Source organism: Pseudofrankia coriaricola, from assembly GCF_032027725.1.
GTDB lineage: Bacteria > Actinomycetota > Actinomycetes > Frankiales > Frankiaceae > Pseudofrankia.
Window position 1 is genome coordinate 45514 of record NZ_JASNFO010000072.1, and the last position, 23819, is coordinate 69332.

At 73.3% G+C, this 23819-nt stretch carries 21 protein-coding genes; 12 read left to right on the plus strand and 9 right to left on the minus strand.

Going from position 1 to position 23819, the window contains the following annotated elements:
• The first annotated feature begins 12 nt into the window (after nt 1-12).
• The 7 genes from QOZ89_RS32170 (at nt 13) to QOZ89_RS32200 (ending at nt 9820) form a co-directional block, all read left to right on the plus strand.
• Entirely contained in the window at nt 13-1248 is a 1236-nt protein-coding gene (locus QOZ89_RS32170) for an amidohydrolase family protein (RefSeq protein WP_071047398.1), read from the plus strand.
• Entirely contained in the window at nt 1245-2147 is a 903-nt protein-coding gene (locus tag QOZ89_RS32175) for an SDR family NAD(P)-dependent oxidoreductase (RefSeq protein ID WP_071047397.1), read from the plus strand. Before QOZ89_RS32170 ends, QOZ89_RS32175 begins: the two co-directional genes overlap by 4 nt.
• 147 nt (nt 2148-2294) lie before the next feature.
• Nucleotides 2295-4385, plus strand: coding sequence for a TerD family protein (locus QOZ89_RS32180; RefSeq protein ID WP_312627412.1), 2091 nt, complete (start codon nt 2295-2297; stop codon nt 4383-4385).
• A 498-nt stretch (nt 4386-4883) separates the two neighbouring features.
• Complete coding sequence (locus QOZ89_RS32185; RefSeq protein ID WP_312627414.1) at nt 4884-6410, plus strand: HNH endonuclease signature motif containing protein; 1527 nt, start codon at nt 4884-4886, stop codon at nt 6408-6410.
• A 209-nt stretch (nt 6411-6619) separates the two neighbouring features.
• Nucleotides 6620-7486: an alpha/beta fold hydrolase gene (locus QOZ89_RS32190; protein WP_071047394.1), complete on the plus strand. Its 867-nt coding sequence runs from the start codon at nt 6620-6622 to the stop codon at nt 7484-7486.
• Between the two features lie 197 nt (nt 7487-7683).
• Complete coding sequence (locus QOZ89_RS32195) at nt 7684-8895, plus strand: acetyl-CoA C-acetyltransferase (RefSeq protein WP_071047393.1); 1212 nt, start codon at nt 7684-7686, stop codon at nt 8893-8895.
• Nucleotides 8896-9010: 115 nt separating this feature from the next.
• Complete coding sequence (locus QOZ89_RS32200; RefSeq protein WP_071047392.1) at nt 9011-9820, plus strand: SDR family NAD(P)-dependent oxidoreductase; 810 nt, start codon at nt 9011-9013, stop codon at nt 9818-9820.
• A 112-nt stretch (nt 9821-9932) separates the two neighbouring features.
• Here the strand turns inward: QOZ89_RS32200 and QOZ89_RS32205 are convergent, their stop codons facing one another.
• Both QOZ89_RS32205 and QOZ89_RS32210 read right to left on the minus strand, forming a co-directional pair.
• On the minus strand, nt 9933-10868 hold the full coding sequence (locus QOZ89_RS32205; RefSeq protein ID WP_071047391.1) for an aldose 1-epimerase family protein: 936 nt from the start codon (nt 10866-10868) through the stop codon (nt 9933-9935).
• Nucleotides 10869-10952: 84 nt separating this feature from the next.
• A complete protein-coding gene (locus tag QOZ89_RS32210; protein ID WP_071047390.1) occupies nt 10953-11702 on the minus strand; it encodes an enoyl-CoA hydratase-related protein in 750 nt (249 codons plus the stop codon).
• A gap of 714 nt (nt 11703-12416) precedes the next feature.
• Between QOZ89_RS32210 and QOZ89_RS32215 the strand changes: the two genes are divergently transcribed.
• Nucleotides 12417-13958, plus strand: a complete 1542-nt coding sequence (locus tag QOZ89_RS32215) for a class I adenylate-forming enzyme family protein (RefSeq protein ID WP_071047389.1) — start codon at nt 12417-12419, stop codon at nt 13956-13958.
• Nucleotides 13959-14094: 136 nt separating this feature from the next.
• On the opposite strand, the gene QOZ89_RS32220 is transcribed toward QOZ89_RS32215, so the two are convergent.
• From QOZ89_RS32220 to QOZ89_RS32230, 3 genes are all read right to left on the minus strand, one after another.
• Complete coding sequence (locus QOZ89_RS32220) at nt 14095-14586, minus strand: hypothetical protein (RefSeq protein ID WP_071047388.1); 492 nt, start codon at nt 14584-14586, stop codon at nt 14095-14097.
• 241 nt (nt 14587-14827) lie between these two features.
• A complete protein-coding gene (locus tag QOZ89_RS32225; protein WP_312627420.1) occupies nt 14828-15409 on the minus strand; it encodes a hypothetical protein in 582 nt (193 codons plus the stop codon).
• A gap of 95 nt (nt 15410-15504) precedes the next feature.
• Nucleotides 15505-16254 carry a hypothetical protein gene (locus QOZ89_RS32230; RefSeq protein ID WP_312627422.1) on the minus strand — a complete coding sequence of 250 codons (750 nt, stop codon included), beginning with the start codon at nt 16252-16254 and terminating at the stop codon, nt 15505-15507.
• Between the two features lie 82 nt (nt 16255-16336).
• Between QOZ89_RS32230 and QOZ89_RS32235 the strand changes: the two genes are divergently transcribed.
• A complete protein-coding gene (locus QOZ89_RS32235) occupies nt 16337-16543 on the plus strand; it encodes a helix-turn-helix domain-containing protein (RefSeq protein WP_241841558.1) in 207 nt (68 codons plus the stop codon).
• Between the two features lie 120 nt (nt 16544-16663).
• On the opposite strand, the gene QOZ89_RS32240 is transcribed toward QOZ89_RS32235, so the two are convergent.
• Nucleotides 16664-16885: a Clp protease/crotonase-like domain-containing protein gene (locus tag QOZ89_RS32240; RefSeq protein ID WP_071047386.1), complete on the minus strand. Its 222-nt coding sequence runs from the start codon at nt 16883-16885 to the stop codon at nt 16664-16666.
• A 345-nt stretch (nt 16886-17230) separates the two neighbouring features.
• Here QOZ89_RS32240 and QOZ89_RS32245 point away from each other — a divergent pair, with 345 nt between their 5' ends.
• The 3 genes from QOZ89_RS32245 (at nt 17231) to QOZ89_RS32255 (ending at nt 19428) form a co-directional block, all read left to right on the plus strand.
• Complete coding sequence (locus QOZ89_RS32245) at nt 17231-18346, plus strand: NDMA-dependent alcohol dehydrogenase (RefSeq protein ID WP_071047385.1); 1116 nt, start codon at nt 17231-17233, stop codon at nt 18344-18346.
• Between the two features lie 188 nt (nt 18347-18534).
• On the plus strand, nt 18535-18786 hold the full coding sequence (locus tag QOZ89_RS32250) for an SDR family NAD(P)-dependent oxidoreductase (protein ID WP_071047384.1): 252 nt from the start codon (nt 18535-18537) through the stop codon (nt 18784-18786).
• Nucleotides 18787-18921: 135 nt separating this feature from the next.
• On the plus strand, nt 18922-19428 hold the full coding sequence (locus QOZ89_RS32255) for a pyridoxamine 5'-phosphate oxidase family protein (protein ID WP_312627425.1): 507 nt from the start codon (nt 18922-18924) through the stop codon (nt 19426-19428).
• Here the strand turns inward: QOZ89_RS32255 and QOZ89_RS32260 are convergent, their stop codons facing one another.
• The 3 genes from QOZ89_RS32260 to QOZ89_RS32270 form a co-directional block, all read right to left on the minus strand.
• A complete protein-coding gene (locus QOZ89_RS32260) occupies nt 19429-20331 on the minus strand; it encodes a sterol desaturase family protein (protein WP_071047382.1) in 903 nt (300 codons plus the stop codon).
• A gap of 124 nt (nt 20332-20455) precedes the next feature.
• Complete coding sequence (locus tag QOZ89_RS32265) at nt 20456-22093, minus strand: amidohydrolase family protein (RefSeq protein WP_071047381.1); 1638 nt, start codon at nt 22091-22093, stop codon at nt 20456-20458.
• Nucleotides 22087-23796, minus strand: coding sequence for a CoA transferase (locus QOZ89_RS32270; RefSeq protein ID WP_071047380.1), 1710 nt, complete (start codon nt 23794-23796; stop codon nt 22087-22089). The genes QOZ89_RS32265 and QOZ89_RS32270 overlap by 7 nt, the downstream gene beginning before the upstream one ends.
• Nucleotides 23797-23819: the final 23 nt, after the last annotated feature.

The window sequence follows — 23819 nt, forward strand, 5'->3', positions numbered from 1 at the left end:
AGTGCACCGGCCATGAGTGAGAAGTACCTGCTGATCTCCACCGACACCCACGCGGGCCTGCCGCCCGAGCGGTACCGCGAGTACATCGACCCGAAGTACCGGGCGGCGTTCGACGAGTCCCTCGCGAACGACGTCACGCAGTCCCAGCTGATCAACCAGGACGAGCACCGCAGGTTCCTCGCCGAGTGGGACTCCGAGATCGGCGGCCACGGCGGCATGGCCGGGTCCTGGGACCCGGTGGTGCGTACCAAGGAGCTCGACGGCGAGGGTGTGGCCGCCGAGGTCGTCTTCCCGGACGCGGACGCGGCCGGCGTCGGCGGCGTCTCGGCGTCGCCGTTCGGCTCGGGGCTCGGCCTGTCGGGCGACTGCGACCCGGAGCTGGTCATGGCCGGCGCCTGGGCGCACAACCGGTGGCTGGCCGAGTTCTGCCAGCACGACCCGCACCGCCGCTACGGCGTCGCGATCGTGCCGGCGCTTCACGACGTCGCCGCGGCGGTCGGGCTGGTCGAGTGGACGGCCGAGCACGGCCTGCGCGGCGGCATCATGATCCCGGCCAAGTGGGGCAGTTACCCGGCCTACAACGACCCGGTCTACGACCCGCTGTGGGCGGCGTGCGCGGACGCGGGCGTGGTGGTGCACACCCACTCCGGCGTCGGCCCGACCGACTACACCTGGGGGCCGGGCCTGCTCGCGATCTACGCCATGGAGGCCTACTGGTGGGCCGCCCGGCCGTTCTGGGCGCTGCTGCTCGGCGGCGTCTTCGAGCGCCACCCCACGCTGCGGTACGCGATCGCGGAGAACGGTGCCTGGTGGGTGCCGGACGTCCTCACCCGGATGGACTCGAAGTGGGAGGGCGACCACCCCACTCGCAAGTACGGGCCGTCGACGTTCCGGGACGGGATGACGATGAAGCCGTCGGACTACTACCGGCGCAACATCTGGCTCGCGAGCTCGGTGATGGGCGAGGTCGAGGTCGCGCGGCGGCACGACGTCGGCGTCGACCGGCTGATGTGGGGCCACGACTACCCGCACCCGGAGGGCACCTGGCCGCACACCCGGGAGTGGCTGCGAGAGCGGTTCGGCGACGTCCCCGAGGCGGAGGCACGGCGCATCCTGGGCCTCAACGCCGTCGACCTGTACGGGTTCGACCTCGCGGCGCTGGCCCCGGTCGTGGACCGGATCGGCCCCGACCCGGAGGAGATCCACGGCTCGGCGAGCGGCTCGGGCGAGGAAAGCGGGACGGCATGAGCGCCACCCTCACGGACTTCGCCGGCAAGGTCGTCGTCATCACCGGCGGGGCGGCCGGCATCGGCCGCGCCCTGGGCGAGGCGTTCGGCCGGGCCGGCGCCGTCGTGGTGCTCGCCGACATCGAGAAGGGCGCGCTGGACGCCACCGCCGCGGAGCTGTCCGCCGCTACCGGCGCGGAGGTCAGCGGCGTCGTCACCGACGTCTCCGACCCGGCGTCGGTCGAGGCACTGGCCGACGACGTGTTCCGCCGCCACGGGCGCACCCATGTGCTGGTCAACAACGCCGGGGTCGGGCCGCCGTCGGCCAAGGCATGGGAGACCACACCGAACGACTGGCGCTGGACGTTCGGAGTGAACGTCTACGGCGTCGCCAACGGGGTGCGGGCGTTTCTGCCGCGCATGATCGCCTCCGGCGAGCCGGGGCACGTCGTGAACACCTCGTCCGGAGACGGCGCGGTCGCGCCGATGCCGGGTGCCTCGGTGTACGCGGCGAGCAAGGCTGCGGTGGCGACGCTGACCGAGTGCCTCGGCGCGCAGCTCACCGAGCAGGGGCACCCGATCGGGGTGTCGCTGTTCCTGCCGGCCGGCAAGGGGCTGCTCGCCACCGGCCTGTGGACCTCGGACCGCAACCGGCCGGCGGAGCTCGCCAGGGAGGCGCCGCGGGCAACCCCGGCGCTGACGATCGAGTCGCTCACCGAGGCGGCGGCGAAGGCGGGGCACGAGCTGCCGCTGCAGCCGCTGGACGAGGTCGCCGCCGACGTGCTGCGCGGCATTCTCGCGGGCGAGTACGTCATCATGCTCGGCCGCGACGGCGCCGCCGACACCCTGCGCGAACGCGCCGAACGCTTCGCAGCCGGCCTCAACCCCACCTCGCCGGGGCACACCCTGCTACCCGTCTGACCCCCGTCCCGGCCGACTTCGCGCACCGGCGACTCGGTCACAGGTAGGCCAACGACGCGAATGCGGCCCGCACGCCAATATCGCCCGGGTGCGGGCCGCAGCCGTCACGATGGCCATTGAAACTTCACATCGGCCCGACGCAGCTGCATGACATGCGATCGCAGGTCCCCGTCCTCACGATCGTGGCCCGGTGGCTCCAAGCGGTGCTGGCTGCCCTACCATGACGCGCTATGTGCGCTGCCAACGTCGCGGCATTGCGCAAGGGGGGGAAACTTCACCCTTAGCGCGCTCGCCGACGAGCTCGGGTCCGTTTCGGTGATGCTCGAATGGGGCGTCGAACTGGGCCGTCGACTCGACGCCGATGTGAGCGCCGTGCTCGTCGGCGACGACGGCCAGGCCCGGTCCAACGACGACCTCGTCTTCTACAACCAGAAGGCGGGCGGTGACGGTGCGGTCCGGCTGCGCGGCAAGGTGTCCTTCACCTCCGAACGGTTCACCGGCTTCGCCGACGTCATTGAAGTCGATGTGGACGACCTGGCGGACAGCATCGAGAAGGTCGTGCTCGCCGCGAGCATGGACCCGGCGACGGGCGGCGTCTTCGGTCAGTTGGCGTTTCTGCGATTACGACTGATGCGCAGCTCCGACTCCACCGAGCTGCTGCGTTTCGACATCCCGGACGCGACAACCGAGCGCGCTTTTGTGTTCGGGGAGATCTACCGGCGGGACGGAAAGTGGAAGTTCCGGGCCGTGGGGCAGGGCTATGACGGCGGGATCGATGCGCTCATCGCCGACTATGGCCTCGACGCCGCCACCGGCGCCGACGTCGCGACTCCCGGTTTCATGTCCGGCGAGGCCGGCGACTCTGAGGGTGACGGTGACGACCTCGTCATCGACCCGCCCACCGAGCAGATCGACATCCGCAAGATCCCTGGTGCGGATTCCATCCTCGCCACGCCGTCCACGCCCGCCCCACTGGCCGGCGTGGCGCGCGGGTGGCAGCAGGCCCGGCTGTTCCCGGTGGCTGGCATCGGCGGTGCCCAGGAGCAGGAGCGCCGGGCGACCTCCGCGCTGTTGGCTGTGCTGGCGGGCGTCGATGAACTGGGCGACATCTTCCGCGACCGGATGCGAGCGCCACGCGGCGGCCGCCTGACGACCTTCACCGAGGTGTCCTTCGCTCTCAACGGCAGTGCGTACCGTCCTGACGGAGTCATCCAGGTTGACCGGCCGGGCCAGCGACCATGGACCGGCCTGGTCGAAGTCAAGACCGGCAAGAACCTCCTCAATGACCGCCAGCTCACGGCCTACCTGCGGATCGCCCGCGACGAGGGGTTCGACGGACTGCTGACGATCTCCAACCAGATCACTTCGGTCGGCGAAGGCCACCCGCTCGAGCAGAGTCTCGCGGCACCGGACGACGTTGGCCTCTCCCATCTCTCCTGGGCAGAGATCCGCTACCACTGCCAGCTGCTCGCCCAGCACGGCGTCGCAGATAACTCCCAGGCCTACATCCTGCGGGAACTGCTGCGGTACCTCGAGCATCCCCGTTCCGGCGCGCAGATCTTCGAGGACATGGGGCGTCATTGGGTGCGGATACGTGACGGCGTCCTGCAGGGCACGCTGCGCGCGACGGACAAGGATCTGCCCAACGTCCTCGAGCGTTTCGACCAGCTGACCAGCTACCTGTGCCTGCACCTCGGCGGTCTGGCGGGACGGGCGGTGGTCCCGCTGGTGCATGCCGGCACGGACCGCCTCCGGCGCCGTGAGTACCTCGGCGATGAGCTGTGCCGACTGGGTAGCCTCACGGCGTCGCTGTCCCTGACCGGGGTCACCGGGCCGTTGACCCTGACAGCGAACCTGCGCACCAGCAAAGTGACCTGCTCCTTCCCGGTCGAACCGACGCCAAGGCGGCCTCCGGGTGCGGCCGTCGACTGGTTGCTGGGCCGGCTCGACGGTGCCTCCGGCCGCCTACGGGCCGAGGCCGTGTACGCCGCTGCCCCGAGCGGGGCCGAGACCAGCACCCGCGCCGAGACGCTGTCCACGATCCGCCGCCGGCCTACGGTGCTGCTCATGGCCCCGCCGGATGAGATCCGTCGATTCGTGGTCTCGGCGAGCTGGCCGCTCGGGTCGAAACGGGGCCGCGGCAAGGACACCTTCATCACGTCGGTCGTCACGGCCGTCGAGAAGTTCCATGGCGCGGTCGTGACCGCGCTGGCCACCGCCACGTCGTCATCTGCCTAGCGGCGACGCTGCGCGGAGGGCTTGTTGCCGATGCTGTAGTCCGGCTTCCGAGCCCGAGACCTCGGCGCGGGGCAGTAGGCCATCGATCGCCACGCAGATGGCAGATGCGCGCCTTTGACCTCGGGATACCTTTGGCGATGGCATCGACCGCTGATTCTTTGGCATTCCCGGCTTAGATCTCCAGGAATCTACCTTCGGGTTTCTAAATGCCGCCAGTGGCGCTCGCCGAAATGGCGAGAGCTGGACAGGTGTTCGAATATGTGGTTCCGTGGAGGCATGCTCGAGCTGCCCGTCTCCGAGGAACCGGAAGACCGGTCGGCGCAGGTACCGGCCGGCCTAAATTCTGGAATCCATCCCGACTCGCCGACCGTCGGCGGCGGTGTGGCAGGAAACGGGTGCGAAAACGGTGCGACGCCGGATTTCGGCGGCGGCTTTTTCGTTGGCGGGAATGGGATTGGTTCTGGCGGGCGGCATCACGCGCTGGCTCAGCTGGACGCGGTGGTCGGTGGTTTGAAGGCGCTGGCCGGGGTGAACCTGTGGGCGCTGTCGGAGCTGGAGGTGCTGGAGTTCCTCGACGGGGTGGAACAGGGGCGGAGGCTGCTGGCCGGGGTGCTGTTCGCGGTTGTGCGGGACCTGGGTGGGCGGGACCTACGGGGAGTGTTCGGGGAGGAGGACCTGCCCTCGACCGTCGAGCTTGTGCGCTCGCAGCTGAAGGCGCGCCCCGCTGACGCCCGCCGAACCGTGGACCTGGCCCGCGACCTCGACGCGGCCTACCTCCGCACCGGCCAGGCTCTCACCCGGGCCGCGATCAGTCAGGACCAGGCCGCCGTCATCGTCGGCGCGCTGCGGGCGCTGCCGTCGGACACGCCGGGGGAGCAGCGGGACTGGGCGGAGGAGTTCCTGCTCGCCCAGGCGGAGGTCCTGGATGCCGGTGATCTGGCGGCGCTCGGTCGTACGATCCGCGATCGGCTGCGTGACCAGCTGCACCCGCCCGGCTCGGACCCTGGCGACACCGGTGACCAGGCGCGGCGCCGTGAGCTGCACCTGACCGACCAGCCCGACGGCACGACCCGTCTGCACGGGACACTGGATGCTGAGGGTGCCGCGGCGTTGCGCGCCGCGCTGGAGCCACTGTCCAAGCCCAAGCCGCTCGGCGAGAACCCCGAGGACCACCGCACGGTCGCCCAGCGACGTGCCGATGCTCTGATCGAGATCACCGAACGGGTCCTGGCCAGTGGCGCCCTGCCGCTTGCTCGGGGCACCCGGCCACACGTCGCCGTCACCACCACCCTGAACGGGCTGCTCGGCCAGGACGGCGCCCTCCCGGCCACCACCGGCCACGGCCTGCCGCTTTCCCGCGCCGTCCTGGAAAGGATCTGCTGCGACGCCGACGTCACCCATATCCTCCTGTCCCAGGAGGGAATGCCGCTGGAACTCGGCCGGACCCGCCGGATCGTCCCGCCCTGGCTACGCCGTGCCCTGGCCGTCCGGGACGGCGGCTGTGCCTTTCCCAACTGCACGCGCACAACCGCGTTCGCCGACGCCCATCACATCATTCCGTGGATGTGCGGCGGAAGGACGGATCTTTCCAACACCGTCCTACTGTGCGGTTTTCACCACCGGGTTGTGCATCGAGGAGAATGGGCCGTCATGATGGGCCCGGACGGCCATCCCTACTTCGTCCCGCCCTACTCCGTTGATCCTCAGCGCAAGCCCCGCCGAAATCCGCTACACCGCAGTTTCGACCATCTTTACCGCGGAATCTGGGAACCTCCGGTCCACGTGGACGACGCTCGACACGACGGCGAGCCGATCCGGCTGCCCGTCGATGACTGCCTCGCCGCCGAGGTGTCCGTCTGCCCCGAGGCGGCCTGGCCCGGCGATCGCTCCGACGCCCTCTTCGATGACGCCCTCCTTCGAGAGGACCACGGAGACGACGAGTACGATCACAGCGCCCCGGCAGCCGGCGGCACCGGCCCGCCCGCCAGCGGATCAGCACCCGGCCAGCCAGAACCACCCGGCTGACCCGCTCCGGCAGGCCGCGCTGGTCGCAGGTCCGGCGCCGTGCGTCAGACGGCCGAGATCCGGCCCCTGGCGCGCCGTCGTGTCGACGTCAGGCCGGCTTGCGGCCGCCTCGCGCGGGCGCGGCGCCATCCTGTTCCGAGAGGCGGCGTTCATCTTCGCGAACGCCTTCCACGCCCCGCCGGCTCGGACACAGACACTAGGATCTTGTTGTGGTCGAGCTGTCGGACGGCACGCTGTTGTGGACCGCGGTCAGTGGTGATGGACCACCTCTTCTGCTGTGCCATGGTGGGCCAGGACTGTGGGATTACCTCGCGCCCCTTGCCGCGCTGCTGGATGACGTGTTCACGGTGATCCGGTTCGATCAGCGCGGCTGCGGACGGTCCACCGACCGCGGCGGTGGGCGGTTCACCATCGAGCAGGCTGTGAACGATCTGGAGCAGCTGCGGGCCGCGCTAGGAGTGGACCATTGGGGCGTGGTCGGGCACTCCTGGGGCGCCGAGCTCGCCCTGCGCTACGCCGCGCATTTTCCCGATCGGGTCACCGGCGTCGTCTACGTCGCCGGGGTCGGTGCGGGCGATGGATTTCGGGATGGATACGTCTCCGAGCGGGAGCGCCGCCTGGGCGCGGACCTGCCTCGGTGGATGGAGCTTGGCAGTCGCCAACGCAACCCAGCCGAGGAGCGGGAGTGGTGCCTGCTGCAGTGGCGGCCTGATTTCTCGCCTGGTCCCGCGGCGATCGAGCACGCCGCCGCGCTGTGGGCTACCCGCCCCCCGCACGTCGGGGTGAACACCGCGGCCTATCGGCAGCTCTGGGCGGATCGCGACACGGTGGATCTCCTCACCCTTGCCGCCGACCTGCGCCGACCGGTGACCATGCTGCTCGGCTCGGACGACCCGCGCCCCTGGCAGGCGACCGACTCCCTGTTCGTGGCCCTGCCCGCCGGAAACCGGATCGTGTTCAGCGCCGCCGGGCACGCCCCCTGGGCCGAACAGCCATCCGCTATCCGCGCGGCGATCCTGACGGCCTTCGCCACGGTGCCAGGACCGTCCCGGAGGCCTCCGCGCCAAGCGTGTTAGTTGAATAATGTATATAACCTGCGTATGGTGGGCCCGTCGGGGTCGCCGCCGAACGCCGGTCGGGGGCGACCCCGATGATCTGTCTTCCGGTGTCGTCGGGATGGGAGACCTGTTGCGGCGCGGTGCGCCGGCGCGTCACGGTGTGACCGACCAGGAGTCGGCTGACCGCCGACCGCGGGACTGTCGGTGGAGGATGAATGCGTGACGCGGTGATCTGCAGCCCGGTGCGGACCCCGGTGGGTGGCTACGGGGGTTCGCTCCGGCCGTTGGCCGTCCACGAGCTCGGCGCCGCCGTCGTGCGTGGTCTGGTGGAGCGGACGGGGCTTGCGGCGGCGGACGTCGACGACGTGCTGTTCGGGTGCTGCTATCCGAGCATGGACGCGCCGGCGCTGGGCCGGGTCGTGGCGCTGGACGCGGGGCTTGGGGTCGAGGTTCCCGGCCTGCAGGTCGACCGCCGCTGCGGCTCCGGGGTGCAGACCCTGGTCACCGCGGCGATGCAGGTGCAGACCGGCGTCAGTGACCTGATCATCGCCGGCGGCGCGGAGAGCATGAGCAACGCGCCGTTCTTCTCCCATGAGAGCCGCTGGGGCGTGCGCGGCGGCGGGCTGACCTTCCACGACGCGCTCGCGCGCGGGCGGGTCACCGCGGGCGGCCGGAACTTCCCCGTCCCGGGCGGGATGATCGAGACGGCGGAGAACCTGCGCAAGGAGTACTCGATCCCCCGGGCGGAACAGGACGAGCTGGCACTGCGCTCGCACCAGCGCGCCGTCGCCGCCCAGCGGTCCGGCAGGTTCGACGACGAGATCATCCCGCTCACCGTCCCGCGCAAGCGGGAAAGCGTCGTCGTCACCACCGACGAGCACCCGCGGCCGGACAGCTCGCTGGAAACCCTGGCCAAGCTGCGGCCGATCATGGGCAAGGCCGACCCGGAGGCCACTGTCACCGCCGGCAACGCCAGCGGTCAGAACGACGGCGCGTCGGCGTGCATCGTCACCCATCCCGAACAGGCCGAGCGCCTCGGGCTGCGTCCGCTCGCGCGGCTGGTGTCCTGGGCGGTCGCCGGGGTGCCGCCGCGCACGATGGGCATCGGCCCGGTGCCGGCGACCGCGAAGGCACTGGACCGCGCCGGGCTGAAGTTCTCGGACCTGGACCTCATCGAGGTCAACGAGGCGTTCGCCGCGCAGGTGCTGGCCTGCACCCGGGAGTGGGGCGTGACCGAGGCCGACTGGGAGCGGATCAACGTCAACGGCTCCGGTATCTCGCTCGGCCACCCGGTGGCCGCGACCGGCGGGCGGATCCTCGCCACCCTGTTGCACGAGATGCACCGCCGCGACGCCCGCTACGGCCTGGAGACCCTGTGCATCGGCGGCGGCCAGGGCATCGCCGCCATCTTCGAGAAAATCAACTGAGCGGGGCCCCGTCCCGGAGCTCGGCGCGGCCGCCTCACAGCAGGCTGGGGCTCGGCCGAGGAACCTGTCGCGAGACTCGACCGCGCCGCGCGGCGGCGCGCGGGAAGGAGATCCGGTGGACCTTGGATTAGGCGGCGCGGCCGTCGTCGTCAGCGGAGGCTCGAAGGGGATGGGCCGGGCCGCCGTCGAGAGCTTCGCCCGCGAGGGCGCGCGCGTCGCCGTCCTCGCCCGCGGCAAGGCGGCGCTCGACGAGACCGTCGAGCGCGCGCTCGCGCTCGGCGCGGCCGAGGCGTTCGGGACAGTCACCGACCTGACCGCCGCCGCGTCGGTGGCCGCGGCCTTCGAGGAGGTCGGCGGCCGCTGGGGTGAGCTGAACGTGCTCGTCAACGCGGCCGGGCCGGTCGAGGTGGGGGTCAAGGGGTTCGAGGGTTCCGACGACGCGGAGTGGGTCGCGACGTTCGACATCGGCACGCTGTCGGCCGTGCGGACGGTGCGTGCCGCGCTGCCGCTGCTGCGCGCCGCCGCCTGGGCTCGGATCGTCAACGTGTCGGCGCACTCGACCCGCCGGCAGTCGCCCGGCCTGGTGGCCTACACCGCGGCCAAGGCGGCGCTGACCAGCGTCAGCAAGAACCTGGCACAGTCGCTCGCGCCCGACGGCATCCTCGTCAACACGGTCTCGCCCGGCTCGTTCCTGTCCGAGGGCATGAAGGGCTACCTGCGGGCGCTGCCCGCCAGCCGCGGGATCGATCCGGACAGCCTCGCCGACGCGATGCGCGTCATCAAGGAGGACTTCGCGCATCCGGCGTTCCTGCCGCGTGCGGGCGACCCGGCGGAGATCGGCCCGGTCATCGCCTTCGTCAGTTCCCGGACCAACTCCTACATGACCGGCGCCGACATCAACGTCGACGGCGGCAGCGACTTCTGACCCACATCCGCCTCGACCCGGCGCGACCTGGACGAGTCCCGCGTGGCCAGTCGGCGTAGCACGGAGCGAACCGGGGCTGGCGTGGGATACCGCGGCTATTGCCCCGGCGGTGTCACAGGACGGGGGAGATGCCCCAGGAGCCGCCGAAGCTCTCCCCGGGTTCCAGGACGCGCAGCCCCTCGCCGGAGTTGAAGGCGTCGGCGGGGCAGGTCTGCGGCTCGACGGCGATGCTGCGGCGCCGCTCGTCCACGCTGAGCGTGTCGCCCGTGAACACCTGGATGTAGTCCCAGGCCTCGTCCATCCAGACGGTGACGGACCCGCCGCCGGCCGGCGCGGCGAGGACGACGCGAGCGCGGCCGTCAGGGTCGCGGCGTGGCCCGGCGAAGCAGTGATCGATGGCCAGCGGCCCGACCGCGCGCGCGGCGCGGAAGTCGAACGGCCCGCCCGCGACGTCCTGGGTCCCGGCCGGGATCATCCGGTCGTCGACGAGCAGCACCCGCTCCGTCGGCAGGGTGAGCGTGACGTCGTCGGCGCGCACCGGCGCGCCGCCCGGCCCGGGAACCAGCAGATACGGATGGGCGCCCATGCCGACCGGGGCGGGGGCCGCCGACAGGTTGGTCGCCGTCATGGTGACCGTCAGACCGTCGTCGCCGAGCGCGTAGGCGGCGGTGACGGCGACGGTGAACGGGTAGCCGGACTGGGCGCGGACCACGAACGACGCGGTGGCCGCGGCGGGGCCGGTCCGCTCCAGATCCCAGGCCGACCAGCGGGCGAGGCCGTGGCTCGCGTTGCCGGTCTTGACCTCGCTGATCGGCAGCTGCTGGGTCTTCCCGCCCCACGGGTAGCGGCCGCCGGCGATCCGGTTCGGCCAGGGCGCGAGCAGCTGGCCGCTGCTGTGCGGCGCCATGGCGTCGACGGGGTAGCCGTCGAGCACCCGGACGCCGCCGACCTGGTAGTCGCGCAGCCCGCCGCCGACCTCGACGATCGTGACGGTGCTGTCGGCATGGCTGAGCTCCAGCTGCCGCCCGGACGGCGCGATGGGTTCCACCGGGCCAGTATGGCGGGGTGCCGGCGGGCGCTGGCGCGAGCCGGGCCCGGTACACGGGCCCGGCTCGCCACCATCAGTGCCTGGTCAGCGGCCGACCCAGTTCGGCTTGCGCTTCTGGGCGAACGCGGTCGCGCCCTCCTTGGCGTCCTCGCTGGCGAAGACCGGGGCGACGGCCTTGCCGATGCCGTCCCAGTCGGCCGCCGGCACCTCGCCGTGCATCAGGGCCTTGGTGCACTGGACGGCCAGCGGGCCGTTGTCCGCGATCGCGTCCGCGAGCTCGAGCGCGGTCGTCAGCACGTCGGCGGCCGGGACGACCCGGTTGACCAGGCCCACCTCGTAGAGCCGTGCGGCCATGACGGGCTTGCCGGTGAGGCCGAGCTCAAGCGCGAAGGCGAGCGGGATCCGGGTCGGCAGGCGGGTGCCGCCGCCGGCCGCGACCAGGCCGCGGGAGACCTCGGGCAGGCCGAACTTGGCGGTCTGGGCGGCGACGATGAGGTCGCAGAACAGCGCCAGCTCGAAGCCGCCGCCGACGGCGGCGCCGTTGACCGCCGCGATGATCGGCTTGGGGTACGCCTGCCGCATGAAGATGCCCAGGCCGGGGCCCTGCACCTCCATCGCGCCCGGGGTGACGAAGGCCTTGAGGTCCATGCCGGCACAGAAGATCTTCTCGCCGGCGGCCGTGAGGACGACGGCGCGGACCTCGTTGTCCTTCGCCGCCTCCTCGAAGGCGTAGCCGATCCCGGTCATGGTGGCGCCGTCGAGCGAGTTGCCGGCGCTCGGCCGGTTGATCGTGACGATGGTGACCGGGCCACGCCGTTCGACGTCGACGGACATGTGCTGCTCCTTCGCGGGCGCTGACGCGCTGGTGTGGCGTCGCTGGTTCGTGGGCGTCGCTGGTTCGTGGCGTCCTGGCCTCGTTGCCGTTGCCGTTGCCGCGGACGGCGACGGTGGCGGCGACAGCGGCCAAGGCTATGACTGGCCGCGGCACGGCCGGCGGCCTGGGCACCAGGGAGGCCACCAGACCGAAGCCAGAACCACATTCTCACTTAAGAGAACGGCAATCAACCGGACGTCGCCCGACCATCCACGTCCCGACAGGCCGCGGTGGTCAGGGTTTCGCCCGCCTAGAACTTGATTCTTATCAGGGGGTTGGCCGCTGGCGCGCGTGCCGGCCGCGGCCGGTCCGTTCCGCGGGTCCCGGGTGGCGCCATCTCTCCTTGCGTCCGGCTGGCCAGTCGAGCGGATCGGTCCCGCGGTTGTTGGTCTCCGGGTGGCCGCTGCCCATGCGTCTCTGGGGGCGTCGGGTGGCGCATATCGTAGAATGGCGATCTGTTCCGTCCGGCGGCCCGCGGCACCTGCTGGAAGACTTGTGACGATCGCGCTGGAATGCCTGTGACGATCGCTGCGAACGGTTGCGCGCCCTGACCACGGGGTGCAAGCGTCTAGGCACCGATACCCGGGGCTGAGCAGGCTTTCCGCGTCGCGCCGCGGGCGCGCCGCCGGGGAGCCGCTCGGCCTGTCTGTGGCCCTTGACGAGCGGGAGTGCGGATGACGATCGCGATGCTGCTGGACATGGCCCGCGGCGCCTATGGCGAGCGAATCGCCCTGGGCTCGCGCTCCGGCGGCGGGTTGTCATATGAGGAGGTCGGCGCCCGGGTCGCCGCCGGCGCCGCCGCGATCAAGGCGTCCGGGGCCGAGCGGGTCGCGTTCATCGGTGTCAACGGGCCGGCCTTCCCCGTCGTCCTGTTCGCCGCCGCGTCCGCCGGGGTGCCGATCGCGCCGCTGAACTACCGCCTGTCCGCCGAGCAGCTGCGTGGCCAGATCGCCCAGCTCGGCGCCGTCCTGGTCATCGCGGACGAGGCCTACCGCGGCGCCGTCGACGGCGTCCAGGGCGTCGCGGGCATCGTCACCACCGAGGAGTGGTTCGCCGCCTCCGCCACCCCGGCGCCCGGCGCGGACCCGTTCGCCGACCTCGACCCGCCGGACGTCGACCCGGACGCCACCGGCGTCCTGCTCTTCACCAGCGGCACCACGTCCGCGCCCAAGCGGGTCATCCTGCGGCACTCGAACCTGATCTCCTACGTCCTGCAGACGGTCGAGTTCGCCTCGGCCGACGAGGACGACGCGATCCTGGTGAGCGTCCCGCCGTACCACGTCGCCGGCGTCGGCACGGTGCTGACGAACTTCTACTCCGGCCGGCGGATCTGCTACCTGCCGAACTTCGAGGCCCAGGCCTGGCTCGACACGGTCCGCGCCGAGCGGATCACCAACGTCATGCTGGTGCCGACGATGCTGGTGCGCGTCGTCGAGGTGCTCGGCGGCAAGCCCGCGGAGGCCCCGCACCTGCGCTCGCTCGCCTACGGCGGCGCCCGCATGCCCGGCCAGGTGCTCGAGGCCGCGCTGGCCGCCTTCCCGGACACCGGCTTCGTCAATGCCTACGGCCTGACCGAGACCAGCTCGACGATCGCCGTGCTCGGCCCCGACGACCACCGCGACGCCTTCGCCGCAGACGACGCCGCGGTGCGTGCCCGCCTCGGCTCGGCCGGCCGGCCGGTGCCGGGCGTCGAGTTCCAGATCCGTGACGAGGCCGGCAACCCGGCCGGCGTCGGCCAGCCCGGTCTGCTGTGGGTGCGCGGGGAGCAGGTCTCCGGCGAGTACGAGGGCCTGGGCTCGGTGCTGGACGAGGAGGGCTGGTTCCCGACCAAGGACGGCGCCTACCTCGACGCTGACGGCTACGTCTTCATCACGGGCCGCAGCGATGACACGATCATCCGCGGCGGCGAGAACATCGCCCCGGCCGAGATCGAGGACGTCCTCGGCCGCCACCCGAAGCTGCGCGACGTCGCCGTGTTCGGCGCGCCCGACGACACGTGGGGGCAGCGGATCGTCGCCGCTGTCGTCGCCCTGCCCGACGAGACGGCGACCGCCGACGAGCTGCGTGACTACGTCCGCGCCCGCCTGCGCGGCTCCCGCACCCCCGACGAGGTGGTCTTCGTCGACGAGCTCCCGTACACCCCTACGGGCAAGCTCCTGCGCAACCAGGTGGCCCAGCTCGTCGCCGATCTCGCGGACGAGTCGGTCGGTTCCTGAGGCAGGCTGGGCCGAGGCGCCTCCACTGATCGGTGGAGGCGCCTCGGCCGACCGGACGGCTGGACGTTCCGCCTTCTGGCGGCCAGCGGGAGCTGAGGATCGTCCGATGGGTCCTCGCCGCGGCCGTTCCGCCCGGTCAGGGCCGCCGCGACTCGTGGTGAACGCGGAGCTGGCGGGGCTGGCGGTGCCGGCCGGGCTGGCGCGCGCTGTCGGCCCGGTCGGGCACGGCGGTGGCGAAGGCCGACCCCGACCGGCGGCCGTTGACGATGCGGACGACCGTCAGCATGAGCAGGCCGCAGGCGGCGTGCTCGAGCTTCAGCCAGCCCGGCAGGCCGGGCATCACGAGAACGGGTACGACCGTGACCGTGACGATGGCGGACACGATCCGCAGCCGCTGGAACGCCCGGCGGATCCCGTGGGCGGCGCGTTGGGAGAGGATGACCACGACGACGCCGGACAGCACGCGGCCGCCGGCCGCGGCGTAGACCATCGGTGCGTGGCCGCGCAGCGCGAGGGCCCCGAGCAGCGCCACCACGCTGAGCCCGAGGTACCCGGCGGCGAGCAGCTGGACTCCGGCGAGAGCCGCCTGCGTGCGCGGCTGGTCCGCGGCGTCGAGTGCGGTGTCCACGAGCTCGCCCGCCTTTCGCCGCGGGCCGCCCGCCTGGCCGCGCCGCCCCGTCGCCGATGGTGTCTCCCTCGGCGTTCCTGTCGCGCCAACCGGTCAGGGCGCAGGCCCTCGACCCATTGACCTGCTGATTCTTTCACGAACGTCGTGGGGGCCCGCAAAACGGGACAGGCGCGAAACTCCGCCGCGAACAGCTCGGCGCCGCCGTGAGCAGCTCGGCGGAGGCGAGCCGGGCCGGCCGAGCTCAGGGACGGCCGTCACGGCCGCTCCCGGCTGGCTGGCCTGGCGCGCGCTGGCTCGTGCCCAGGCCCGCGAGCCAGGCCGGGACGTCGTCCCAGGTGACGATCTCCCAGACGAGGCGCTCCTGCACCTGGCCGGCGGCCGCGACGCGGACCTCGTGCGGGATGGCCGTCTTGCCGTCCCCGAGGGGCGGGCACACGGCACATGTCACGACTGGCGCCGGGCTCATCCGCCGCTGCCGCAGCATGCCCGCGACCGCGAGCGCCAGCGCCGTCCGCCCTGGCGAGACCCCCGCCGGGCACACGACGACGGTCCGGACGTGCGCGAGCCTCGCCATGCTGAGCGCCACCCGGACGAGCTCCCCCCGCTGCAGCTCGACGAAGTGCAGGTCGGCCCGCACGTCCCCGACGACCGCCCGGGACCGCCGTTCCACCAGACGGCCGGCGTGCTCCGGCGCCGCGGTCCCGGGGGCACGCCGCAGCAGCAGCCCGGCCCGGTCCGGCAGCGCCAGGCTGACCAGCTGGGACCGCCCCGCCTCGGCGGCACCCCCGGCGTCCGGCACGACGACCCGCGCCGCGCTACCCATGGCCCTCTCCCCGTCCTTACTGGTGTCGTTCCGGGCGTCGTTCCCGGTGATGAACACGTGAGCGCTGTCCGTCCCCACCCTGGTGGCCCGTCCCGTCAGCTGAACAGGGAGCGCCACGGGGTCGCCGGCCCGTCGTGGACCGCCGAGCGCCAGAAGAACGACGCGGCGAAGTCCTCCGGCTCGGTGTCATCCTCCGTGGCCGTCTCGTCCTCCGTAGCCGGGTCGTCCGCGGTGGTCATGTCGTCTTCGGTGGCCGCGTCGCCTCCGGCCGCCGCGTCGGCTCCCACCGCCGCGTCGTCTTCCGCGTCGGCGAGGGCTTCCGGCCCGGAGACGCCGGCCCGGTCCACGACAGCCGCGGGCTCGTCGGCGCCAGCTGACGCGGTGACGCCTTCGGTCGCGGGGTCGTCCTCGGGTGCCACGGTCTCTTGCTGCTCGTCGGCGTCCGTCCGCTCGTCGGTGGGCGGCGGCGCGAGGCCGACCGCGGCTACCGCCGCCGCCACCTCGTCCGCCCAGGGAATCTCGTCGGCCTCGGGCGCCGCGCCCGCCCGCGGCGGGCCGGCCGGCCGAGCGCCGTGCGGGCCGAGGCGGATTGCCAGCCCGGCGCGGCGTGACCGCGGGCCCCTCGTGTCGTGCGGCGCGGTCGGCGGCTGAGCGGGCTCGCCCGTGCCTTCCAGGGCGGGGTGCGCCGCCCTGCTGGGCGCCGTCGGCGCATCACCGGCGCCACCGCTGTCGCTCGGCGTTTCCGCCTGCGCCGCCGGCTCGTCGATGCTCGCTGACGGGAGTCTCCCGCCTGGCTCGCCTTCGGCTGCCTGGTCTTGGTTGGACGTCGAGTCCTGCTTGGGCACGGCTCCTCCTGACGCTCCCGGCTCTGTCGCACCCGACAGTGTCGCACCCATCAGATCTACTGTCCGCGCAGTGGAGAGCTTCGTGACCATCGGCTACCTGATGAAGCGCCTAAAGGTGGGCCGAACGCGCGCGTATCAGCTCACCCGGCGCCCGTCATTCCCCATACCGGCCGGTACGGCTGATCACATGCGCATCTGGCGGAAGGCCGACGTGGACGCCTGGCTGGCCGTTCACCGCCCCGACGCCGTCCCCGAGGGCGACGCCGCCGGGGACGGCGACGACACGTAGCGTTGGTGCCTCGGGACCGCGAGGCTTTAGGACCGGCTGGCCTTAGGACTGCGGCGCCGGGCTCGCCCGCTCGATAACCGCTTGACGACCGTCCGAGGACGTCGCCGACGGCCGGTCGGGCTACAGACGGCCGCCGGTGCGGAGGTCTTCGCAGACCCAGGATGGGTCGGGGCGCTCGGAGAACGCGAGCCAGCCCTCGCGGGCCTCGTCGCCGAACGCGCTCTTGTCCATGGTCATGTGGTCGTAGGTGCCGTAGTGGGCGCCGATGACCCGCTTGACGTCGGCGCGGGCGTCCGGGGCGCCGCGGCAGCAGGCCCGCAGGCCCTCGAGCGCCGCGTCCATGACGTCATCGTGCGGGACGAGCCCGCTCGCTGGGTGCGGCTGAGCCCGCTGGGCACCCTCTGTGTGCGGGACAGGCGCTCCGGCCCGCGGTGCGCGGTCGGCGGCCCATCCGAGGAGATTGGTCGCATCCGGTAGCGGGGTGCGCCATTCTGACTAACCGTCAGGACTCCCACCGAGCCGGGGTCTTTCGGATCGCGCGATGGTCCACGCGAGAACGTCTTCCGGGGCATGAGGCAACCCGCCCCGACGGAGACCGGCCCGGGTCCCGGAACGGGCCACGCGGGAGTGGCGGGCAGCCGCGTCGGTGACACGCGCGGTCGGACGGCTCATGAGAGGACGGCTGCCATGGTCAGCACACGAGCGGCGCTGCTGTTCGGCCCCGGCCAGGACTACAAGATCGAGACCATCGAGCTGGACGAGCCCCGGGCCGGCGAGGTCCTCATCCAGCTGCGCGCGACCGGCCTGTGCCATTCCGACGAGCACGCCCGCACCGGCGACATGCCGATGCCGCATTACCCGGTCGTCTGCGGCCACGAGGGCGCCGGCGAGGTCGTCGCCGTCGGCGAGGGCGTCACGTCGGTCGAGCCCGGCGACCATGTCGCGATGTCGTTCGTCCCGTCGTGCGGGCGCTGCCAGCCCTGTCGGTCCGGGCGGGCCTACCTGTGTGACGTGGGGGCGAAGCTGTTCGACCTCGGAATGATCACGGACGGCCGGGTGGCGCACCGGTTCGGGGACACGGCGGTCGCCCGTTACTCGCAGCTCGGCGCGTTCGCCGAGTACCAGCTGCTCGCCGAGTCGTCCGTCGTCAAGGTCGACCCGGACATCCCATGGACCGCCGTCGCGCTGGTCTCGTGCGGGGTGGCGACCGGATTCGGCTCCGCCGTCAACCGCGGCGAGGTCCGGCCCGGCGACAGCGTCGCCGTCCTGGGTGTCGGCGGCATCGGCGTCAACGCCGTCCAGGGCGCGAAGATCGCCGGCGCGGGTAAGATCATCGCGGTCGACCCGGTGGAGTTCAAGCGTGAGCAGGCGCTGCGCTTCGGCGCGACCCATGTCTACTCGTCGCTGGACGAGGCGATCGGCGAGGTCGGGAAACTCACCGGCGGCGCGATGTGCGACGTGGTGATCTGCACCTTCGGCGTCATGCTCGGCAGCCTGCTCGAGCCGGCGCTGACGCTCACCGCCAAGGGCGGCACCTGCGTGATCACCTCGGTGGCGCCGATGGCGCAGGGGCAGGCCGACATCAACCTGTTCATGGTGGCGATGATGAACAAGCAGATCCGCGGCTGTATGTACGGCTCGGTCAGCCCGCGGGTGCAGATCCCGAAGCTGCTCGACCTGTACCGGGCCGGGATCCTGAAGCTCGACGAGCTGGTCACGAAGACCTACACCCTCGACCAGGTCAACGAGGGCTACGCCGACCTGGAGGCCGGCCGCATCCTGCGCGGCGCGCTCGTCTTCTAGGCCGTCCCAGTCCAGGCCGTTCCAGCCCGCGGGCGCCGTCCGCTCACGCTTCATCGATCGCCGGTGGTCGGGGCCTCACCCACCGGTCTGCGGGCGTCGCCACTCGCCACCGCCGATCAACCACCTGTGATGACGGGAGACTGAGGACGCCGATGGCTGCGCCAGGGCCCTTGGAAGGCACGCGATCCTTGGAAGGCACGACGGCCCTGGTCACGGGAGGTGGCGGCGGGATCGGTCTCTCGGTCGCCCTTCGGCTCGCGGCCGACGGAGCGAACGTGCTGATCTGCGGGCGGACGGCGAGCAGGCTCGACGACGCGGTGAAGCAGATCCAGGCGGCGGCCGCACCGGGCGCCGAGGTCCGCGCCGTCATCATCGGCGACCAGCGGCGGCTGGGTTGCGCGAACGTCTCACCGAACCGGGTCGCGGCCGACGTCGTCTGACAGCCGGACCGTGGGATGTCCGAGGCGCTGGGACGAGCGCCGGAGCTGGTGAGAGCACTATTCTCGCGAACGGGAGCGAACCTCCCGCACGCCGGTGGCACCGGCCGGGCGGGTTGACGAAGGGATGGGACGACGATGAGTGTCGACACCGCGGCGGAAGGCTCGGCGCCTGCGACCCCGCGTCAGCAGCGACGCGGGCGGCGGATAGCGATGGCGCCCGCCGAGATCGACGCGTTTCTCGCCGAGGAGCGCACCTGCCGCGTCTCCACCGTTGGCGCCGACGGCGCCCCGCACACCTCGGCGCTGTGGTTCGTCTGGGACGGCACGGCGTTCTGGCTGAACAGCATCGTCAAGAGCCAGCGCTGGACGGACCTCAACCGTGACCCGCGCGTCTCGGTCATCATCGACACCGGCCACGGCTTCGGCGAACTGCGCGGCGTCGAGCTGATCGGGCATGTCGCCGTGGTCGGCGAGGTGCCGCGCACCGGCGACGCGGCCGCCGCCGACCTGCTCGCCGAGCCCGAGCAGCTGTTCGGCGACAAGTACGGCAACGGGAAGTTCCACTACGACGGCCGGCACGCCTGGCTCAAGCTCGTCCCGGAGAAGATCGTCAGCTGGGACTTCCGCAAGACCGGGATGTAGCTACTCCGGGCCGGCAGGGGCGGTCGTCGCCGGCGAAGGACCGGCGTCCGCCCCGTCGACGTCCGCACCGCCACCGCGCGGGGGATGGACGTCCGGGCGGGCTGCGGCGGGGGAGACGGCGACGGCGTCGCGCGCCGGGCTGGTGCGGAGCACCACGTCGGCGACGGAGGACGTGACGCCGAGCCAGTACCGCTCGTTGCGGAAGTGGTGCAGCCGGTGGTTGCGCCAGGCCTGCCGGTAGAACGCCGAGCGTGGCTGGTAGCGGGTGTGGATCAGGAAGTGCGTCCAGTCGTAGGCGAGCACCGCCGCTCCGACGCAGAACATCCCGGTGGCCAGCCGCGGTGAGCCGACGGCACCGGCCGCGAGCGCGACCGCTCCGGCGCCGAGCACGTCCTGGCCCCGCATGAACATCGAGTTCAGGTTCGCCGGGTCCCGGTGATGCTGGGCGTGGCCCCAGCCGGCCGCCTGGTAGGCGGCGCGGCCGTATCGGCCTTCTGGCGCCGCGTGCAGCATGAAGCGGTGGATCGCCCACTCCACGAAGGGCTGCGCCGCCGCGGCGCCGACGGCGACCGCCGCGTCGGACCGGCGGAAGTCCCCGCGCGTGGCGCGCGCCGCTCCAAGCGTCGCGACGACGCCGATCAGCACCGGCGGGCGGGGGTGCTCCAGGAAGCGGCGCAGGGCGCCGGGCAGCGTGCTGACCTCGGTCGCGCGGCCATGCGGTCCCGGCGGGTCGAGGAGCCGCACGAACCGGCGGTAGCGCGCGTGGAGGGCGGTCCGCGCCCGCGCCGCGCTGGCGGCGTCCGGCCCGGGCGCGCGTCTGGCCGCCTCGGAGAGGACGGTACCGGCGGGGCCCAGCCGCCGCGCGACCGATCTTGGGCCGTGCAGCAGAAAGCCGTTGACCATGACGTGGACTTTACGTGTCTTGCCAGTGTCCGGCAGCCGACCTGGCGGGAACGCCGCAGAACAACCGGTATGCCACGTCGGGGTGGCGTGTGGGTACCGAGCGGCTCGGTGATCAGCCGGCGCCTCAGCCGGCGCGGTGGACGACGGCGCCGGCGACCAGGGTGAGGACGGCCGGGCCGGGGTCGAGGTCGGCGAGCATCGCCCCGGCGGGCTGGGCGAACAGACACAGGTCGGCGGGCGCGCCGGGGACGACCCGGCGCGGCGGGCCGCCCGGGTCAGCCGGGTCGCCGAGGTAGAGGGCGAGCGCCCTGGCCGCGGGCAGCGCCTCGCCGGGGCCCATGACCTGGCCGGACGGGGCCCGGCGGCGCACGGCGGCCCGCATCGAGGCCCACGGGTCGGCGCCGCCGAACGGGGCGTCCGTGCCGGCGGCCAGCGGGATGCCGGCGGCGAGCAGGCCGGCGCACCGGTACAGCCAGGGCACGTCATCCGGATCGACGTCGCGCAGGTAGGCGTCGCCGCGCTCGGCGAGGAAATGCGGCTGGGTGACCACGGTAAGGCCGGCCGCGGCGACCGGCTCGGCGAGATCGGGCGGCAGCACCGCCCCGTGCTCGATCCGGTCGCCGGGCAGCGCGCCGCCACCCGCGTCCAGCGCCGCGAGCGCGAGAGCGAGCTGAAGCCGGGTGACGCAGTGGACCGCGACCCGCCGGCCACGGGCCCGCGCCGCCCGCACCGTCGCCGCCAGCTCGTCCAGGTCGACCGCATGCTCGTCATCCAGCACGATCTTCACCGGCCCGAACCCGATCCGGCCTCCGGTGCCGCGCCATGATCTGGTGACATCCTCCGTGCGATTGCCCGGAAGATCCCACCAGATCGTGGGGCGGTCATGTGTGGCCCCGGAAGGAGGCCCCGTCGCGGCCAGGTCGGGCGGCCCCATCAGCACCAGGCGCTGCGGGATCGACCCGTCCTTGACGGCGGCGCGCAGCGTCGCGACCTGGGCCGGGCCGGTCGTGACGGTCGCGTCGGTGACGCCGGTGACGCCATGGCTGGCCAGACGGGCGCCGACGGCGGCGAGGTCTGCCCGTTCCACCGCGCCGCCGGCCCCCGCCGCGGCCAGCCACCGGCCGAGCCGGTCGTCGGCGCGGAAGAAGCGGCCGTCCGCCGGCAGGCCGGCCGCGGCGTCACCGGCGGCCCCGGGCCCAGCGGCCGTCTGCCCGCCAGCCGCGGGCCGAGCGGTCGGGTGCCCGGTGGTCGTGTGCCCGCGAGCCGTGTGCCCGCGAGCCGTGCGTGCGCCAGCCGTCCGTCCGGCAGGCACGCGCAGCGCCGCGAGGGCGGCCGAGTTGAGGACCCACAGCGCGCCGGAACGGTGCTGCACCCGCACCGGGACGTCGGCGACGATCCGGTCGAGCGCGTGGCGGTCGAGGTCGCCGGCGACCGACTCGTGATAGCCGACGGCGCGCACCCAGCTGCCGGGCGGCGCGCCCGCGGCCGCGGCCCGCAGCGCGCCAGCCAGCTCCGCCGCGTCACGTACCGCCGGCGGGCCGACGGGCACCGACGAGGCCAGCGCGGCGAGCGCCAGCAGGTGGATGTGGTGGTCATGCAGCCCGGGCAGCAGCATTCCGCCGCGCGCGTCGACCACCTCCTCCCCGCGCCGCGCGCGCGGTCCCTCCCGGCCGTCGCCGTCGCCCACCGCGGCGACGAGCCCGCCGTCGATCCGTACCGCCCGGCCGCCCCGGCCGTCGATCTCCGCGTTGACGATCAGCATGTGTGCTCGCCGGGGACCGGGGCGCCCAGCAGGCGGTGGTTGTCGTGGCCGGGTGGGGCGGCGCGACCGGCGGGGGCTCGCAGGCATGGCGCGGCGGCGACGAAGGGCGTCCCGCCACCGGGAGGCACCGGCAGGCCTGGGTCGTGGTCGGGCAGGGCGGGACGGCCGGCCAGCAGCGAGCCGACAGCCTCACGCAGGGCGACGTCGACATGGCGGCCGCCGCCGGCGGCGAGGCTCGCGAGCGCGGCGGCGGCCGCGAGGACGCCGGCGACCGGGTCGGCCACCGCGTCCGCGAGGAAGACGGGGCCGCCGGCCGCGTCGACGGCGACGGCGCCCGCCGCGGCCGCCGCGTCGTCCCCGAAGGCCGGGCGCTGCCGCCATGGCCCGGTCCTGCCGTAGCCGGTGATGCTCACCCAGGTCAGGCACGGGTTCCGGGTGATCATGGCGGCGGGGCCGATGCCGAGCTGGTCGAGGGCACGCGGGCGGGACGCCTCGAGCACGACGTCCGCGCCCTCGATCAGCCGGACCAGCGCGGCCCGGCCCTCGGCGCGGCGCAGGTCGACGGTGACGCTGGCGTGCCCGGCGTGCAGCAGGTCGTAGAACGCGGCGGGTCCCTCGCGGGCGCCGTCGAGCCGGCTGGCGCCCTCGACCTTGACGACCCGGCCGCCGGCGAGCCCCAGCAGGTGCGCGCACAGCGGCCCGGCCCAGAGCGAGGACAGGTCGATGACGGTGAACCCGCCGTCGTCATGCACGCCGCCGCCCACGCCGCCCGTGCCGCCGCGCGCGCCGGCCTGGCGGCCGGCCGTGGGACGGGTGGCGCCGCCGGCGGGCGTGTCCGGCGGGCAGCCATCGACGAGGAAGGGCGCGAACGGGAACCGCTGGCCCCTGGCCCGCGCCTGGGCATCGGCCGCCGCCGTCGCCGGGTCGACGACCAGCGCGACCGGCAGCCCCAGCAGCTCGGCCCGCTCCGTGAGCACCGTCACCGGCCGGTCGGCGACGGCGGCGGCCAGCGCGCTCCACGGCCGTGCCCGCGGCGGCGGCGCGCCGTCCTGGCCGCGCTCGGAAGCCGGGCGGGCACTGTCGGCGCGGTCCGCGTCGGTGGCCTCGAGGTCGTCACCCTCCAGCCAGGCGGGCAGCAGGTCGACGTCGTCCGGCCGGGCGAGGTTCACGGCAAGCCAGCCGTCGGCGGCGCGGATCAGCCGGGCGGCCCGGCCGGCGGAGAAGAGCCCGCCGCGGGTCAGCCCGAGGGCCGCGGCCCGCTCGCCGAGGAGCTGACCGGCGCTCGCGGGCGGATGCACGGCCGAAGTTCGCGCGACCGTGGCGGAGCCTCGCGCGGACGGAGGCCCATCAGCCGGGTGCACGGCCGAAGTTCGCGCGACCGTGGCGGAGCCTCGCGCGGACGGAGGCCCATCAGCCGGCAGGGGAGTGGCGCCGGCGGGGGCGCGAAAGGGATGCCCCAGCTCGGCGGCCAGTGCCCGGATGACGGCGAGCGCCGCGTCGAGCCGGGCCACGAACGGCACGGTCAGCCCGAGCGGGGCCGCGTCGGGATGCCCGGTCAGGGCCATCGCCCCGCTCGCCGCCCAGCCCGGTTCGACGCCGTACTCCCAGCTGGTGGTCCCTGTCCGGCCCGCGCGCAGGTCGGCGGCCCAGTCGGACAGCACGTCTGGGAGAGCCGCCCGTGCTCCGGTCGCCGCCACCGTCACCGCCCTCGCGCCGTTTCTTCACC

Bases quoted from the DNA above. Each gene is read 5' to 3' on its own strand.
- QOZ89_RS32170 (WP_071047398.1), top strand. From the start codon at position 13: ATGAGTGAGAAGTACCTGCTGATCTCCACCGACACCCACGCGGGCCTG.
- QOZ89_RS32175 (WP_071047397.1), top strand. From the start codon at position 1,245: ATGAGCGCCACCCTCACGGACTTCGCCGGCAAGGTCGTCGTCATCACC.
- QOZ89_RS32180 (WP_312627412.1), top strand. From the start codon at position 2,295: ATGACATGCGATCGCAGGTCCCCGTCCTCACGATCGTGGCCCGGTGGC.
- QOZ89_RS32195 (WP_071047393.1), top strand. From the start codon at position 7,684: ATGCGTGACGCGGTGATCTGCAGCCCGGTGCGGACCCCGGTGGGTGGC.
- QOZ89_RS32210 (WP_071047390.1), bottom strand. From the start codon at position 11,702: ATGTCCGTCGACGTCGAACGGCGTGGCCCGGTCACCATCGTCACGATC.
- QOZ89_RS32215 (WP_071047389.1), top strand. From the start codon at position 12,417: ATGACGATCGCGATGCTGCTGGACATGGCCCGCGGCGCCTATGGCGAG.
- QOZ89_RS32225 (WP_312627420.1), bottom strand. From the start codon at position 15,409: ATGGGTAGCGCGGCGCGGGTCGTCGTGCCGGACGCCGGGGGTGCCGCC.
- QOZ89_RS32240 (WP_071047386.1), bottom strand. From the start codon at position 16,885: ATGGACGCGGCGCTCGAGGGCCTGCGGGCCTGCTGCCGCGGCGCCCCG.
- QOZ89_RS32245 (WP_071047385.1), top strand. From the start codon at position 17,231: ATGGTCAGCACACGAGCGGCGCTGCTGTTCGGCCCCGGCCAGGACTAC.
- QOZ89_RS32255 (WP_312627425.1), top strand. From the start codon at position 18,922: ATGAGTGTCGACACCGCGGCGGAAGGCTCGGCGCCTGCGACCCCGCGT.
- QOZ89_RS32260 (WP_071047382.1), bottom strand. From the start codon at position 20,331: ATGGTCAACGGCTTTCTGCTGCACGGCCCAAGATCGGTCGCGCGGCGG.
- QOZ89_RS32265 (WP_071047381.1), bottom strand. From the start codon at position 22,093: ATGCTGATCGTCAACGCGGAGATCGACGGCCGGGGCGGCCGGGCGGTA.